Annotated in this window: 12 protein-coding genes; 6 read left to right on the top strand and 6 right to left on the bottom strand. The window is 61.8% G+C overall.

Going from position 1 to position 15,725, the window contains the following annotated elements:
* The first annotated feature begins 41 nt into the window (after positions 1–41).
* On the top strand, positions 42–1,454 hold the full coding sequence (locus AC3B5Q_RS10935) for a purine-cytosine permease family protein (RefSeq protein WP_014590635.1): 1,413 nt from the start codon (positions 42–44) through the stop codon (positions 1,452–1,454).
* Positions 1,455–1,539: 85 nt separating this feature from the next.
* Here the strand turns inward: AC3B5Q_RS10935 and AC3B5Q_RS10930 are convergent, their stop codons facing one another.
* Together AC3B5Q_RS10930 and AC3B5Q_RS10925 are read right to left on the bottom strand one after the other, a co-directional pair.
* Positions 1,540–3,591, bottom strand: coding sequence for a TonB-dependent receptor (locus tag AC3B5Q_RS10930; RefSeq protein ID WP_021782035.1), 2,052 nt, complete (start codon positions 3,589–3,591; stop codon positions 1,540–1,542).
* 200 nt (positions 3,592–3,791) lie between these two features.
* The gene (locus tag AC3B5Q_RS10925) at positions 3,792–4,499 is read right to left on the bottom strand and encodes an NUDIX hydrolase (RefSeq protein WP_021782036.1); all 708 of its coding nucleotides are present in this window, start codon (positions 4,497–4,499) and stop codon (positions 3,792–3,794) included.
* A gap of 138 nt (positions 4,500–4,637) precedes the next feature.
* Between AC3B5Q_RS10925 and AC3B5Q_RS10920 the strand changes: the two genes are divergently transcribed.
* Both AC3B5Q_RS10920 and pncB read left to right on the top strand, forming a co-directional pair.
* Positions 4,638–5,288: an isochorismatase family protein gene (locus AC3B5Q_RS10920; protein WP_021782037.1), complete on the top strand. Its 651-nt coding sequence runs from the start codon at positions 4,638–4,640 to the stop codon at positions 5,286–5,288.
* Positions 5,285–6,484, top strand: coding sequence for a nicotinate phosphoribosyltransferase (gene pncB, locus AC3B5Q_RS10915; protein WP_274102588.1), 1,200 nt, complete (start codon positions 5,285–5,287; stop codon positions 6,482–6,484). Before AC3B5Q_RS10920 ends, pncB begins: the two co-directional genes overlap by 4 nt.
* A gap of 52 nt (positions 6,485–6,536) precedes the next feature.
* On the opposite strand, the gene AC3B5Q_RS10910 is transcribed toward pncB, so the two are convergent.
* Positions 6,537–7,424 carry a LysR family transcriptional regulator gene (locus AC3B5Q_RS10910; protein ID WP_021782039.1) on the bottom strand — a complete coding sequence of 296 codons (888 nt, stop codon included), beginning with the start codon at positions 7,422–7,424 and terminating at the stop codon, positions 6,537–6,539.
* Between the two features lie 112 nt (positions 7,425–7,536).
* Here AC3B5Q_RS10910 and AC3B5Q_RS10905 point away from each other — a divergent pair, with 112 nt between their 5' ends.
* Positions 7,537–8,598 (top strand): YeiH family protein, encoded by a 1,062-nt coding sequence (locus AC3B5Q_RS10905; protein WP_103444260.1) that lies wholly within the window; start codon positions 7,537–7,539, stop codon positions 8,596–8,598.
* Positions 8,599–8,806: 208 nt separating this feature from the next.
* A complete protein-coding gene (gene ppnN, locus AC3B5Q_RS10900) occupies positions 8,807–10,180 on the top strand; it encodes a nucleotide 5'-monophosphate nucleosidase PpnN (RefSeq protein WP_021782041.1) in 1,374 nt (457 codons plus the stop codon).
* Between the two features lie 121 nt (positions 10,181–10,301).
* Here ppnN and AC3B5Q_RS10895 read toward each other — a convergent pair whose 3' ends face one another.
* Both AC3B5Q_RS10895 and pssA read right to left on the bottom strand, forming a co-directional pair.
* On the bottom strand, positions 10,302–11,447 hold the full coding sequence (locus AC3B5Q_RS10895) for a GGDEF domain-containing protein (RefSeq protein WP_488393086.1): 1,146 nt from the start codon (positions 11,445–11,447) through the stop codon (positions 10,302–10,304).
* A gap of 231 nt (positions 11,448–11,678) precedes the next feature.
* Positions 11,679–13,007 (bottom strand): CDP-diacylglycerol--serine O-phosphatidyltransferase, encoded by a 1,329-nt coding sequence (gene pssA, locus AC3B5Q_RS10890; RefSeq protein ID WP_021782043.1) that lies wholly within the window; start codon positions 13,005–13,007, stop codon positions 11,679–11,681.
* Positions 13,008–13,188: 181 nt separating this feature from the next.
* Between pssA and cahR the strand changes: the two genes are divergently transcribed.
* Positions 13,189–14,196, top strand: coding sequence for a transcriptional regulator CahA (cahR, locus tag AC3B5Q_RS10885; RefSeq protein WP_103444257.1), 1,008 nt, complete (start codon positions 13,189–13,191; stop codon positions 14,194–14,196).
* Positions 14,197–14,320: 124 nt separating this feature from the next.
* Here the strand turns inward: cahR and AC3B5Q_RS10880 are convergent, their stop codons facing one another.
* Positions 14,321–15,655: an MFS transporter gene (locus AC3B5Q_RS10880; RefSeq protein WP_103462361.1), complete on the bottom strand. Its 1,335-nt coding sequence runs from the start codon at positions 15,653–15,655 to the stop codon at positions 14,321–14,323.
* Positions 15,656–15,725: the final 70 nt, after the last annotated feature.

The following is a 15,725-nucleotide window of genomic DNA, read 5'->3' as shown; positions in this document are numbered from 1 at the left end:
CCGGGCAGTTCCCAATGCCCTACCTTGCCTTGGAGTCAGTCATGACCAGTGCAGCCAATTCGGCACCCCTGATAGAAAAACACACGATCGGCTACGTGCCCCCGCAAGACCGCCACGGAAAGGTAAGGGATCTATTCACGCTCTGGTTCGGCGGCAACATCGCGCCGTTGCCCATCGTCACCGGCGCGCTGGGCGTGCAACTGTTCCACCTGAACCTGGTATGGGGCATCGTCGCCATCCTTGTCGGCCACCTGGTTGGCGGGGTGCTGATGGCCCTGCACTCGGCCCAGGGCCCGCAAATGGGCATTCCACAGATGATCCAGAGCCGCGCCCAGTTCGGCACCCTCGGCGCGCTGCTGGTGGTGGTGATCGCCGGCGTCATGTACATCGGCTTCTTCGCTTCCAACATCGTCCTTGCCGGCAAGTCACTGCATGGTGTGGTCGACGCCGTTCCGGTACCGGTGGGCATCGTCATCGGGGCGCTGGGCTCAGGCATCATCGGCATCATCGGCTACCGCTTCATCCACGTACTCAATCGCATTGGCACTTGGGTACTGGGCATCGGTATCGTGGTCGGCTTCGGCTACATCTTCACCCATGTGCAGAGCGACGATTTCCTCACCCGTGGCAGCTTCAACCTGGCCGGCTGGCTGGCCACCGTGTCGCTGGCGGCGTTGTGGCAAATCGCCTTTGCGCCCTATGTGTCGGACTACTCGCGCTACCTGCCGGCAGATGTAAAAGTCAGCTCGACCTTCTGGACCACCTACCTGGGCTCGGCCCTGGGTTCAAGCCTGTCGTTCATCTTCGGCGCCGTGGCCGTGCTGGCGATCCCGGCCGGCATGGACACCATGGACGCGGTCAAGCTTGCCACCGGCACGCTCGGCCCGATCATGCTGGTGCTGTTCCTGCTCAGCGTGATCAGCCATAACGCCCTCAACCTGTATGGCGCGGTGCTGTCGATCATCACCCTGGTGCAAACCTTCGCCTACCGCTGGATCCCCACCGCCAAAAGCCGGGCAGTGTTGTCGCTGATCGTGCTGTCGGCCTGCTGCGTGGTAGCAGTGTTCGCTTCGGCAGACTTCATCGGCCATTTCGTTGACATGGTGCTGGTACTGCTGGTGGTGCTGGTGCCGTGGACGGCGATCAACCTGATCGACTTCTACGCCATTCACAAAGGCGACTACGACATCCAGTCGATCTTCCAGGTCGATGGTGGGATCTACGGGCGCTACAACCCGCAGGCACTGATCGCCTACGCTGTAGGTATCGTGGTGCAGATACCGTTCATGAACACCCCGCTGTACGTCGGGCCGATTTCCGAACACATCAACGGGGCTGACCTGTCGTGGCTGGTAGGGTTGGCGATCACCTCGCCGCTGTACTGGTGGCTGGCGAGCCGTGACAGTGCCTACCGTCGTCGGCAGACCAGCGCCAAGTTGGCAGCGGTGGCTTAAGCTGCACTGGCCTGTTGATCCCGCAGACCTCTTGAAGGCGATATGTGTCGCCCTCAAGAGGCTCCTTGCCAATGCACCCGCCCTGTCAAAGGCTCATGTTTATCGACACGAACGCTGAACGGCCTGGTGCCGGCGAGAACATCGCCTGGTCGTTGCCTCCCCAGAAGAAGTTGTCGTACCAGACGTATTCGTATTCACGGTCAAACAGGTTTTTAACCTGCAGGTCGACGCTGGTCGACGAGGTAACACGGTAACTGACACTGGCGTCCACGACCACAAAACCGCCGTACTTACCCTGCTCGTTCAACTCGTCGATGTAGTAGCTGCCCTGCGCCCGCCCCTGCGCCCCGAACTTCCAGTCATCATTGTACCGGTAGTCGACACCCACATTGCTGATGTAGCGCGGAGTGGAAAATACCTCTTTGCCCGACAATGACTGGCCGTTTGCAGCGTAGGCCTTGACCACCTTGGCCTCCTGGATCGCGTGGGACGCCCAAACCGTCCATTGATCGTCCAGCTGAGCACTGATCTGCATGTCCACACCACGCCGGCGTGTTTCGCCAAGGCCGACCGTGGTACCAGTGCTGGGCATGTTCGCGACTTCATCGGTCGCGTCCTGCTGCCAAAGCGCAACCCGCGCCTGAGCGCCCGGGAATGGCTGAAACTTGATGCCCACTTCCTTGCCGGTGTTGATCGACGGGTCGTACGAGGCTTGCCCAGGCACCCGATAAGCTGGCCCGCCAGAGCCCGTAAGGATCTGGAAAGTACGCCCCCAGTTGGCGTAAAGGTCGATCTCCGGCGTGAGGCTGTAAATTACGCTCAGCTTCGGCTGGCGGATCCAGCCATAATCCTGCAGGGATGCCTTGACGCCGCCGAGCGTCTCGCTGTTACCCGAAAACTTGTCGACGCGCATGGCAGGAATGATCTTCAGCGCGTCGGTCGGCTGAATGACCGCCTGCACATAACCGCCAATATTGCGCAGGGTGTAAGTGTCGTCGTTCTGCACACGTGCCGGCGTGGCGTCGAAATCGGTCGGGATCCCGTAGTTGTAGCGCAGGCGACGGTACTGGTTGTCCTGCTCCTCATAGTTGACGCCGCCATCCAGCGTCAGCAGATCGTTAGCGCGCCAGGTCAGGTTGCTGAGCATCCCTCGCTGCTGTTCATCCCACTGCCGACGCTGGCGTGGCGCGTTACCGGGCTGGTAATCGGTGAACGTGATGGTTCGATCATCGTTGTAGCTGTTGTAGTACAGCTTGCTGCTCAGACTCAGGTCGTCGTCAAGCTGCCAGTCGGCGTGCAGGCTCAACTGCTTCATGTCGCGGTCGTCACCATCGTTGGCGTTCTTGGCCGGCGATTGGGTGCGGCTGGCGCGCAGTTGTTCGCGGGTGAGGAAACCTGACTCTTGGGCCTGGTGGTGGTAAAGGCGAGCGATCAGGCCGACACGGAAGTCTTGTTCGTCGTTGCTGACGAACCACTTGCCGCCGAGCGTGTATTTGTTGGATTCGCTGTGGTCGCGGTAACCGTTGCTGTCTTGCTTGGCGAGGATATAGTTCTGGGCGAAATTCCCCTCCTCGTGCCCGACCGCCAACTGCACTTCGCGCGTATCGAAGCTGCCGTAAGTCACACGGCTATCGACATAGTTTCCCCCCTGGCGGGTCGCGAAGTTGATGTTGCCGCCGATATTGTGCAGCCCATAGCGCGGATCGTTGGTACCGCGCACCACCTCGATGTACTCGATGTCCAGCGGGAAGATCATATCGATGAAGCGCTGGTTGCCACTGTTGACGTTGCTCGGCACACCGTCGATCAGGGTCTTGATGCCGTTGATGTAGCCCTCACCATTGAACGCGCGAAAAGTGACCTTGCCTGATTCGGCACCTTGCCCCGTTTCGGTCAGCTGGATGCCCGGCATCTGCCCCAACAACTGCCAGCTGTTCATCACATTTTTGTCTCGCACCTGGTCGCCGCCCAGGACGTCGACCGACGTGAGCACATTTTCAGTGCTCAAGGCTGTACCGGCCGTTTGGGTGATATTCACTTCACCGAGGACGATGGTGGAGGTACCGGTCTGTTCGGCGAGGACTTCAGGTGTGAACATTGCCGTAAAGATGGCAAACGAGGCTGGGGTGAATCGCATGGAGGTTCCTGAGGCGGGGTTGAATATGTTGGCGCACAGATAGAGGAGGCAAGATCTGCGTCTGCCTTAAGTAAAATATGTTATACCATAACAATTAGCGTGAGCGTATCGGGTTTTTGACCCGTTGGTGCTGACGCTCAACCTGCTCGACACGGACATTTTTATCAGCTCATCCGGTCGAGTCGGCGATCCTACGGACGCTATAGGCCTCCTTCCGGCAACAAGCTGCGATCAAACATGAACGCCCGGCCACCCTGCGGTGTGTACTGATACAGCTGCTGCGGCCTACCCAGCTTCGGTTGGTTCTTCTCCCCGGTGTCCCTCACCCACCCCAGCTCGCGCAAGCGCTCCAGGCGTTTGCGCAGCGAGGTGTTATTCACCGCCTGCCCCAAACACGCCTGCATCGCGCCTAATGCGTCCAGCACCGTGAACTTCTCTGCCAGCAGATACAGCGGCAAGCTGCTGTACACCGTCTTTGCCGCCAACCGATCGCGGGCGCGCTCCACCAGCAGGTTATGGTCGAACGGCAAGAGCACCTTGCGCGCCAATACGCTGTCCAAGTCGAAAAACGCCAATTGCTCACACTGGACGACCTCCCCCGGGTCCAGCAAGACCAGGTAATAGGTGCTGAGCGACCAGCCGCGCGGATCACGGAAGGCATTGCCCTCGGTGCCCACCTGTTCCATGTAGCAAGGCACAACCTGCGCTTTCTCGCGCAGCGCGCGTTCGGCAGCAGCTTCCAGGCTGATGTCAGGGGTACGGCCGTTGACGATCACACCGGGCAAGGCCCACTGGCCGGCATGGGGGTCGCGCTCACGACGGTGCAACAATACCTGCAGATGCTGCGCATCAGGGGCCAGACGCAGGGCCACGATATCGACGCTGGTCAGGACTTCAACTGTACTCACCGGGCTACTCCTTGTTCAGTGAGCCAATAATCCACCAGAGCCACTAAGTAAATCAACCATTGAACCCGCTATCTAGAACACTTGACATACTTATAGCACCAGATGAATTATATTGGCATTCCAGCAAGGAGAATCGCCATGAAGATCGCCAGTTTCGATGTCGACGCGCAGAACGGCTTCACCTCCAACGCGCCGCAGGAGCTTCCTGTTCCCGAAGGCGATGAAATTGCGGTTGACCTGAATACCATGGCATTGCGCGCCGACCTGCGCCTGGGCAGCAAGGATGCCCACCCGGCCAACGCCGCGTGGGTGGTCACCGACCCTGCACACATGCTGCAGCCGCTGCAACTGGCCAACGCCGACCTTACCTGGGTCAGCCACTGCGTCCCCGGCACCCCGGGCTTCGAACTGCTACCCGGCCTGCCCGCCCCTATCGACTACGACTATTTCGTGTGGAAGGGGGTCGAACCCGATCTTCACCCATACGGCGCCTGCTACCACGACCTCGCCGAACGCCGTTCCACCGGGGTGATCGAGTACCTCAAGGTGCAGCAGGTAGGTGCAGTGATCGTCGGCGGTCTGGCCCTGGACTACTGCGTCAAGACCACCGCCCGCCAGCTGCGCCAGGCCGGCTTCCAGGTACTGCTGTACCTGCCAGCCTGCCGCGCGCTGACCCAGGCCGGCGCCATTGAGGCGTGCGGCGCCCTGGCCGCCGAGGGCGTGATCCTCTGCGGCGACGAGGCCGCCCTCGACCACCAGCTTGCCCTGATCAAGGAAGACCGCCCATGAGCAATAGTGTTTTCGGCCCACGCATTATCCAGAACCTGCTGGACACCGACTTCTACAAGATCACCATGATGCAGGCGGTGCTGCACAACTACCCCAATGCCGAAGTGGAATGGGAGTTCCGTTGCCGCAATGACGAAGACCTGTCCCCTTACCTGGCGGAGATCCGCTACCAGATAGAACAACTGGCCGAGGTCACGGTCACCCACGACCAGTTGGCCTATCTGGAGAAGATCCCGTTCCTGAAACCGGACTTCATTCGCTTTCTCAGCTTGTTCCGTTTCAACCTGCGCTATGTGCAGGTGGGGCTGGACGGCGCCGGGCAACTGGCAATCCGCGTGCGTGGGCCATGGTTGCACGTGATCCTCTACGAAATCCCGCTGCTGGCGATCATCAGCGAGGTGCGCAACCGCTACCGTTATCGTGAGGTGATGCTCGAACAGGTCGGCGAACGGCTGTACCAGAAGCTTGACTGGTTGAAGGCCGAGGCCAGCGCCGATGAGCTGGCTGGCTTCCAGCTGGCAGACTTCGGTACCCGGCGGCGTTTCTCCTACCGGGTGCAGGAAGAGGTGGTGCACATCCTCAAGCACGACTTTCCGGGCCGATTTGTCGGCACCAGCAATGTTCACCTGGCTCGCGAATTCGAACTCAGGCCGCTTGGCACCATGGCCCACGAATGGTTCATGGCCCACCAGCAGCTCGGCCCGCGTCTGGTCGATAGCCAAGCCGCCGCGCTGGAATGCTGGGTGCGGGAGTACCGGGGGCTGCTGGGCATCGCCCTGACCGACTGCATTACCATGGACGCGTTCCTCGGCGATTTCGACCTGTACTTCGCCAAGCTATTCGACGGCTTGCGACATGATTCGGGCGACCCGCTGGCCTGGGCGGAAAAGGCCATTGCCCACTATGAACGGCTGGGGATCGACCCGAAAGGCAAAACCCTGATCTTTTCCGACGGGTTGGATTTTGCCAAGGCACTGGGGCTATACCGGGCGTTGCATAATCGGATCAATGTGAGCTTCGGCATTGGCACCCGGCTGACCTGCGACATACCGGGGGTGGAACCGATGAACATCGTGATCAAGATGACCGACTGCAACGGGGCGCCGGTTGCGAAGATTTCCGACAGCCCGGGCAAGACACAGTGCCGGGATGAGAATTTCGTTGCCTATCTGAAACACGTCTTTCAGTTGAATTGAGGGTGTCTGTACTGGTCTCTTCACAGGCACACCCGCAGAGAGACCAGTACAATCAACCCACCTCCTGCATGGCAACACACAATTCAAGAAACCGCGAGGCAGCCCGCGAAGGCGTAGCCGCATGCGGCAACAGAATGGAAAAGCGCCGCACCAACGCCTGCGGCGCAACCTGCAGCCGGTGCAGCACCCCATCTTCGTGACGAATGGACATCGCCGAAACAAAGCCAACGCCCATCCCGGCCCGGACCGCCTCTTTTACCCCCTCAACGCCAGCAATCTCCAGCGCCACACGCATCGCCACGCCTTCACGGGCAAACGCCCGCTCGACAATCTGTCGCACGCCCGAGCCGCTTTCACGCAGTACCAACGGGTAATCGCCGAGCGCCGCCAGCATCTGCTGGTCACTGCCTGCCAAGGGATGCCCACGGGGCACAATCGCCACGATCTCGTCCTCGCGCCACGGCGTGACTTGCGTACCCAACGGCAACTCCTGCCCGGGCGGCCCCTCGATCAGGGCGATATCGACACTGTCCAGGGCGGCGACAATCTCCGCCGTATTGCCATGCGAGGTGCTGACCAGCACATCCGGATAACGCCCGTGAAAGTCGGCGATCAGGTAAGGCAGCAGGTAACTGGCGGGCGTGGTACTGGCGCCGATGCGCAAGGTGCCGCGCTCCAGCCCGCGCATGGCCTCGCGCAGCGCCTGGGCCTGGCGGAAGGTTTCGCGCAGGCGCTCGGCATGCGCCAGCAACTGCTCACCGGCCGCAGTCAGCCGCACACCGCGGCCGGCGCGTTGGTAAAGGGGTTCGCCAAACGCCTCTTGCAAGAGCTTGAGCTGGCCGGACACTGCCGGCTGCGACAGGTGCAGGGCTTGAGCCGCATGGCTGATGTTGCCGTGCTCGGCAACCGTGGCGAATGTTATCAGCTGTTCTGGGGTCATGATTCAAAAATATCAGCTAAGCGGATATTTGCCATCCTAAATTACGATTTTTTATAAGCTTATAACCAGATTAACGTAGGCCTTGTCGAAACACCTTTTCCGGAGGACTCACATGGCCACGGTTCCGTCCAACCCCGCCTTTGCCCCTACCCTCTCCACCCGAGGGCGGCTCAATGGCATCCTGTTCGTCGCGCTGTTCGCGGTCGCAGTCACGCAACTGGCGGCCATGCCCGCTATCGCCAACCTGGGCATCAGCCCGCTGATCGTGGGTATTGTCGCAGGTGCCTTGTATGGCAACGCGCTGCGTGACGGCGTACCGGCAAGCTGGGCAGCAGGTATCAATTTTTCCGCTCGCGGCCTGTTGCGCATTGCCGTGGCGTTCTTTGGTTTGCGGGTAAGCCTGCAGGAAATTGCCGAAGTCGGCTGGTCGGGGCTGGTCGTGTCGGTGCTGGTCGTCACCAGTACCCTGCTGATCGGCCTGTGGTGTGGCATGAAAGTGTTCAAGCTCGACCGCGATACCGCCTTGCTGACCGCCGCCGGCAGCGCCATCTGCGGCGCTGCCGCCGTGCTGGCATTCGAATCGGCGCTGCGCAGCGCCCCCCATAAAAGCGCCATGGCAGTCGGAAGCGTGGTGCTGTTCGGTACCTTGTCCATGTTCCTTTACCCACTGGCGATCAATGCCGGCTGGCTGCATCTGGATACCATGGGCGCCGGGCTGTTGCTGGGCGGCACTGTCCACGAAGTGGCTCAGGTGGTAGGCGCGGCCAGCAATGTCAGCCCCGAAGCCACGCACGTCGCCACCATCGTCAAGATGACCCGGGTCATGCTGCTGGTACCTGTACTGCTGGTGGTGGGCCTGTGGATCAGCCGTTCGCGCAAGGCTGGCCAGGCGCAGGGCAACGGGCGCATTGCCATGCCCTGGTTCGCTTTCGGCTTCCTGGCACTGGTCCTGGTGAATTCGCTACACGTGCTGCCTGGCAGCGTGACCCAGGCAGTTAACAGCCTGGACACCTTTGCCTTGACCATGGCCATGACCGCACTGGGAATGGAAACGCGCTTCAGCCAGATTCGCCAGGCCGGGCCACGGGCGCTGGCCACCGGGGCGATCCTTAACCTGTGGCTGGTTGGCGGGGGGCTGGCGATTACCCTGGGGGTGCAGAAGCTGTTGAGCTGACTGGAGACCGAGTCGGCTGCTTCGCGGGTAAACCCGCTCCTACAGGTGGGTGCTGCCCTGAAGACGGCAAGGCCCCTGTAGGAGCGGGTTTACCCGCGAAGCAGGCAGCTCGGTCTCAAGGTTTTTCCACGCCCCCCTCGTTGCCGCCCACATTTCTCGGTATGGTGGTGTCAAAGAAGGATGTTTTACCCGCACAGGAAAGACTTAGATGCCTCAACGCCATGTCATCAATGCATCCGTCAGCCCCAAAGGCAGCCTGGAAACGCTGTCACAACGTGAAGTGCAACAACTGAGTGAAGTCGGTACCGGTAGCCTTTACACGCTGTTCCGCCAGTGCGCCCTGGCAATCCTCAACACCGGCGCCCATGTCGACAATGCCAAGACCATCCTTGAGGCCTACAAGGACTTCGAGGTGCGTATCCACCAACAGGACCGCGGCGTGCGCCTGGAGCTGCTCAATGCCCCGGCCGACGCCTTCGTCGATGGCGAAATGATCGCCAGCACCCGTGAAATGCTGTTCAGCGCCTTGCGCGACATCGTCTACACCGAAAGCGAGCTGGCCAGCCAGCGCATCGACCTGGAAAGCTCCCAGGGCATCACCGATTACGTTTTCCACCTGCTGCGCAACGCGCGCACCTTGCGCCCGGGCGTGGAGCCGAAGATGGTGGTGTGTTGGGGCGGCCACTCGATCAGCACCGAAGAATACCAGTACACCAAGAAGGTCGGCCACGAACTGGGCCTGCGCAAGCTGGATGTCTGCACCGGCTGCGGCCCGGGCGTGATGAAAGGCCCGATGAAGGGCGCCACCATCGCCCATGCCAAGCAACGCATGCATGGCAGCCGCTACCTGGGCCTGACCGAGCCCGGCATCATCGCCGCCGAGGCGCCCAACCCAATCGTCAACGAACTGGTGATCCTGCCAGACATCGAGAAGCGCCTGGAGGCCTTCGTGCGTGTCGGCCACGGCATCATCATCTTCCCGGGCGGTGCCGGCACAGCGGAGGAGTTCCTGTACCTGCTGGGCATCCTCATGCACCCGGACAACCACGACCTGCCGTTCCCGGTAGTGCTCACCGGCCCGCGCAGCGCCGAGCCTTATCTGCAACAGTTGCACGCTTTCGTCGGCGCCACTTTGGGTGAGGCCGCCCATCGCCTGTACGAAATCATCATCGACGACCCGGCGGAAGTCGCCCGGCACATGGTCGACGGCCTCAAAGCGGTCAAGCAGTTCCGCCGCGAACGCAACGATGCCTTCCACTTCAACTGGCTGCTGAAGATCGAGGAGAGCTTCCAGCGACCGTTCGACCCGACCCACCAGGCCATGGCCGACCTGGACTTGCGCCGCGAGCTGCCGCCCCATGAACTGGCGGCCAACCTGCGCCGGGCGTTTTCCGGCATTGTCGCAGGCAACGTCAAGGACAAAGGCATCCGCCTGATCGAGGAACACGGGCCGTATCAGATCCACGGCGACAGCGCCGTACTGGACCCACTGGGCCGGCTGCTGCAGGCATTCGTCGACCAGCACCGGATGAAGCTGCCCGGTGGCGCGGAGTATGTGCCGTGCTATCAGGTGGCGACCTGACCACTCCGCTTTGCTGACGACGGGCATGGATGCCCGTCAAACGCGGGGGCCGGGTGACAGGAGCGCCTGTACGGACCACCCACATGGGTTTCATGAAAGCTCAGCCACCCAGGTGGTTCGCTCACTGGCGGAGTTCAACCATCGCCCGCTCGAAAAACCGAATGCTGTCGCGCCCCCCACGTTTGGATTGGTACAACGCCACATCCCCCTGCTCGATCAACGCCGCCAGGCTCGCCGGCGGCTGATCGAACACGTTGGCACCAATGCTCAAGGTAACCGCCTGGGGCGTAGGCACGGTCTTGTCGGCGTAATGCTGGAACTGCTCACGCAGCCCACTTCCCAGTTCCATGACCCGTTCACTGCTCGCGCCACCCAGCAAGATGACGAACTCATCCCCGCCCAAACGCGCCGCCAGCGAGCGCTCGGGCAGCGCCGTACGAATCATCTCGCTCAAGGCAATCAGCAATCGGTCACCGGCTATATGCCCATGCAGGTCGTTGACCAGTTTGAAGTTGTCGATGTCGATCAATAGCAATGCCCCGGGCTGCGCCGGGCTCACGTCCTTGAAGAAATGCCCCGCCCGCACCTCCAGCGCACGCCGGTTGTACAGCGCAGTCAGCGGGTCACGGGCTGCCAGCCGGGCAATGCGCTCTTCACGCCGGTAACGTACGGTGCCGGTCATCGACAAGGCAATCAGCATGATCGCCATCGCGCCTTCCACCAGCGAAACCTGAATGATCAGCCCGCCAAAGGTCGCCAGGTCAATCAGCGTGCCTGGCGTGATCGCGATGGCCGCCTTGGCCACATAGAACAGCCCATGGATCAGCAGCACGTAGCGCAGTTGCACGGCGCCGACACTCAGCGATTTGCCATGTGGCCGCAGCAGGAAACTGGCCTTGAGCGTCAGCGAGGCCACCAACAACGAGTTGACCATCAACATCACCTTCGACCACTGCGGGCCCACGGGCAGCAGCAGCAAGGCGAACCAGACCACCACGATCATCAGCCAGGCGCGTGACAAGCGCTCCTGGGTGAAGCGCAGCACGCCGATCAGGAAAAAAACGTGGGCCACCACCAGCAAGCCATTGGCGAACCAGATACCGATGAACAGCAAACCGATCCCGCGCAACAATGCCAGGGTGCTACCAACCGTAATCGTGGCGAAACCCGCACTCCAGTAAAGCAACGAGGTTTCGCGCACACTGCGCCATTCAATCGCCAGGTACAAGGCGGCCGCAGCGGCCAAAGCGACTGAAATAGTCAGCATCGTGGGTGGATCTAACGCCATATACGCATTGGCCTGTCTGGTTAACGGGAAAAGGCCCGACTGTATGCGATCGTGATCACGTTCAGAGGGGCCTTGCACGGTTGCCTGCACATTGTAATCCAGCCCCTGAAAAGGGCCGTGGGCAACAATATCATAATGACATCAATGCACGGTGCGCACCACTCTGGCCCTGTGGCTAGCTTGCCGGCGACAGGGCCAGTACAGGCGACGTCAGAGCACCCGCTTGATCAACGGTTCCAACCGGCTATAGCGCAACCGACGCAGAAACTTGCGCACTTGCTTGGGATGTTCGGCCTTCTCCCCCAGCGCCTCTGCCGAACCGATTCTCGGCGCAAAGCGCCGCAGTTCGCTCAACTCCGCTTCCCGTGGCGCCAGCCATTGCCCCTGCGGGTCGTCGATCAGCAAGCCGTTCTCAAGGTCCAGGTTGAACCCGCGCGGGTTCAGGTTGTTGCCGGTCAGCAGCGAATAACGCTGATCGATCCACACGCCCTTGGCATGGAAGGTATGCCCGGGATCGTTCCAGATGCGTACTTGCAGCTGGCCACTGGCAATCGCGGCGTGGCGGCGGCGGGCGAAGGCGCGCAGGTTGTCCTCATACAGATAGGGCAATGCACCACTGGCACTGAACGGTTCGCCAGGGGCGATGTAGAAGTCGTTGGCGGTACGGTCACCGACAATCAGTTCCACCCCAACCCCTCGCGCCAGGGCGTGGTCAAGTTCGCGCATCACGACCTGCGGCGGGTTGAAGTACGGCGTACTGATGATGATCTGCGTGCGCGCCACTGCCAGCAAGGCGCACAGCGCCCGGTTCAGTGGATTGCCACGGCCCACACCCAACAGCGGGATCACCTGCAGGCCCTGCCCCGTCACGCAGGCCGGTACCTCGTAGGCCATGCGCCGCAGCCGTGCGCGCAAGCGCCGAATGTCGCCGCGCAAGCTGCGGGTAGAAGGTGGCGCCGGCAGGTCGAGGCGCGGTGTGGCGGTGTGGTGCAGCAAACGCTGCACCAGGCCGACCATGGCATCAGCCAGTGCCGATGACTGGAACAGGTGGTAGCGATCCAGGCGATAGCGGTCGAAACGGTGCAGGTAGACGTTGTTCAGACTGGCACCGGTGTAGATCACGCAATCGTCGATGATGCTGCCTTTGAGGTGCAACACCCCGAACAGTTCGCGGGTCTGCACTGGCACGCCATGGATGGCGATATCCAGCCCGCGCAACTGGCGCTGGGCCTGGTACCAGGCAGCATTGCCCGGCTGACGCCCGCCCCCCAGCAGCCCTCGCCTGGCGCGGAACCAGTCGACCACGATGGTGATCTCCAGGCCTGGCCGCGCGGCCTTGGCCTGGTACAAGGCATCCAGCACTTCCTGGCCAGCCTCGTCCTCTTGCAGGTACAGCGCGACAATAACGATGCGCCGAGTCGCCGTACGGATGCGCTCGAACAGGCACGCGCGGTAAGCCTTGGCATCGGGCAGCACCTGTATCGCTTCGGGGGGCATGGCGTAGCCTGACAAGCCCGCCAGCATGGATTCGGGGTTCACTGACGCTCACCTTCTCTGTGCAATCACTGTCGGCCCTGCCAGCCGGCGGGGCCATTCCTGGCCGCTGCATCCGGGGTGTATGATCGACCCCGCAACGACACATAACAACAAGAACCACGCGAGGCTCTGCTTTCTCACTGCCCCTGACCAACCAGGCCTCAGCTTGCACAGGAACAGCGCAATGGTCCACCCCGCTTCTGCAAACCTATCGCCGTCTATTGTAAAGGGTTGTTCGGCAAAGACCTTTGGCTTCCTGATTTTGCCCAATTTCACCACCATCGGCCTTGCGTCCGCGGTGGAGACCCTGCGCATGGCCAACCTGGCCGCGCGCAAGCCACTGTATCGCAGTGTGCTGATCGCCGCAGACGACGCGCCGGTGGTGGCCAGCAACGGCATGCGCGTGCTGCCCGATTACAACATCGCCAACGCCCCCGCGCTGGATGCCTTGCTGGTGGTCGGCGCCAACCCGATCGACCGAAGCCGTAGCAACCGCCCTCTGATCGACTGGTTGCGCCAACTGGCCCGCCAGCGCTTGCCACTGGGCGGTATCTGCACTGGTAGCTACCTGCTGGCCAAGGCCGAATTACTCAAGGGTTACCGCTGCACCATCCACTGGGAAGACCTGCCGACGTTGCAGGCGCACTTCCCCGGTATCGTGATCTCCAGCCAGCTATTCGAACTGGACCGTGACCGTTACACCTGCTCAGGTGGCGTGGCGGCCATGGACATGATGCTGCAACTGGTGGCCCGGGACACGGGCGGCCAGGACATCGCGGCCAAGGCCGCCGAGCTGTTGCTGTGCGACCGCGTACGCGGTGAGCGTGAGCGCCAGCGTGTGCCGCTGCGCACCCTGCTCGGCAGCGCTCAGCCCAAACTGAGCCAGGTGGTGGCGATCATGGAGGCCAATCTGGAGGAACCGCTGGGGTTGGAGGAACTGGCCAGCCTCAACGAAGTGACCGTGCGCCAACTGGAGCGGCTGTTCCACAAGTACCTGCAGCGCACGCCCAGCCAGTATTACCTGGAGCTTCGGCTGTCGAGGGCGCGGGAGTTACTGCTGCGCAGTGACGTGCAAGTACGTGAGGTAGCGCTGGCTTGCGGCTTCAGTTCGCCTGCGCATTTCTCCAAGAGTTATAGCCGGTTCTTCGGGCTGTCGCCTTTAGGGGAGCGGCGGCAGGCCTCTCTCCATTGAATGGGGTCATGTACTGGCTTGGCTGGCCTCTTCGCGGGCAAGCCCGCTCCTACACGCACATCGGTGGTCCGACACAGGCCGTTGTAGGAGCGGGCTTGCCCGCGAAGGGGCCAGTGCAGGTCAACTAATCTTCAAGGGCCGCGTGCGCCGTCTCCCGACACATCAGCATGGCCACCAGCGCCACCAGTGCTGCCGCCAGCAAGTAGCCTGCCGGGGCCAGCTTGCTGCCCGTCACCTGAATCAGCCAGGTGGCAATGAACGGCGCTGTCCCGCCAAACAGCGAGTTGGCCACATTGAAGCTCAGGGCAAACCCGCTGAAGCGCACCCGGGTCGGAAAGATTTCGGCCAGCAGGCACGGCAAGGTCCCGTCGTTCATCGCCAGCATCGCACCGAAAAGAATCTGGATGGCCAGAATCACCAGCAGCGGTTGCCCATCAAGCAGGCGGAACAACGGCACGGTCAACCCCAGGAACAACAGCGAGGCCACCACCAGCATGGTCTTGCGACCAAACTGGTCGGACAACCGTCCCATCAGGAAGATCAAGCCGATATAGGTGGCCAGCGACACCGTCGAGGCGATGAACGAATCCCGCTCGCTCATGCCCATTTCACTGGACAGGTAGGTCGGCATGTAACTGAGCAACAGGTAGAACGCAACCGCATTCAGGCAGGTGACACCTATGCCGATCGCCAGGCTGCGCCGGTGCTGGCCCAGCAGTTCGCGCAGCGGCGTCGTGGCCATGCCGGCCTTGGTTTCCAGGCGCTGCTCCATCTCCAGGAACTTGGGCGTGTCCTGCAGGCTCATGCGGATATAGCGCCCTACCAGGCCGAACGGCGCCGCCAGCAGGAACGGCAGGCGCCAGCCCCACTCATGCAGGGCTTCACTGCTGAGCAGCTCATGCAGCACCGCAACGAACGCCGCACCGAACAACAACCCCGCTGCCGTGCTGGCCGGCACGATGCTGGTGTACAAGCCACGCCGCCCAGGCGGCGCGTACTCGGCCAGGAACGCAGCGGCCCCGGCGTACTCACCCGAGGCAGAAAACCCCTGTACCAGGCGGATCAGCAACAGCAAGGCCGGCGCCCACAGCCCGATCTGCGCATAGCCCGGCAACAAGCCGATGCAGAAGGTGGATACCGACATGATCAGGATCGACCATGACAGCGCGTTGCGCCGACCGTGTCGGTCGCCAAAATGGCCCCAGACGATGCCACCCAGCGGGCGCACCAGGAACGACAGGGCGAATACCGCGAAGGTGGCCAGCAAACCGGTGGTCTTGTCAGTTTGCGGGAAGAACGTGGCGGCGATGATGGTGGCCAGATAGCCGTAGGCGGCGTAGTCGAACCACTCGACGAAGTTGCCCATGAAGCTGGCCCGGGCGGCCTTGCGCAGCGCCTGACGTTCGGCGTTGTGTGCGGGGCCGGCAATAGCGGACGGGTCAAGGGTGGTGCTGGACATGACGGGTACCCTCTGATTCTTTTAATTGGAGGCAGGGTCTGGTGGTCATACGGGGATCTTGTTGTTGTCT

Source organism: Pseudomonas sp. D5(2026) (genome assembly GCF_057766845.1).
The sequence above is the reverse complement of the archived record's forward strand: the minus strand, read 5'-3'. Positions and strand labels throughout refer to the sequence as shown.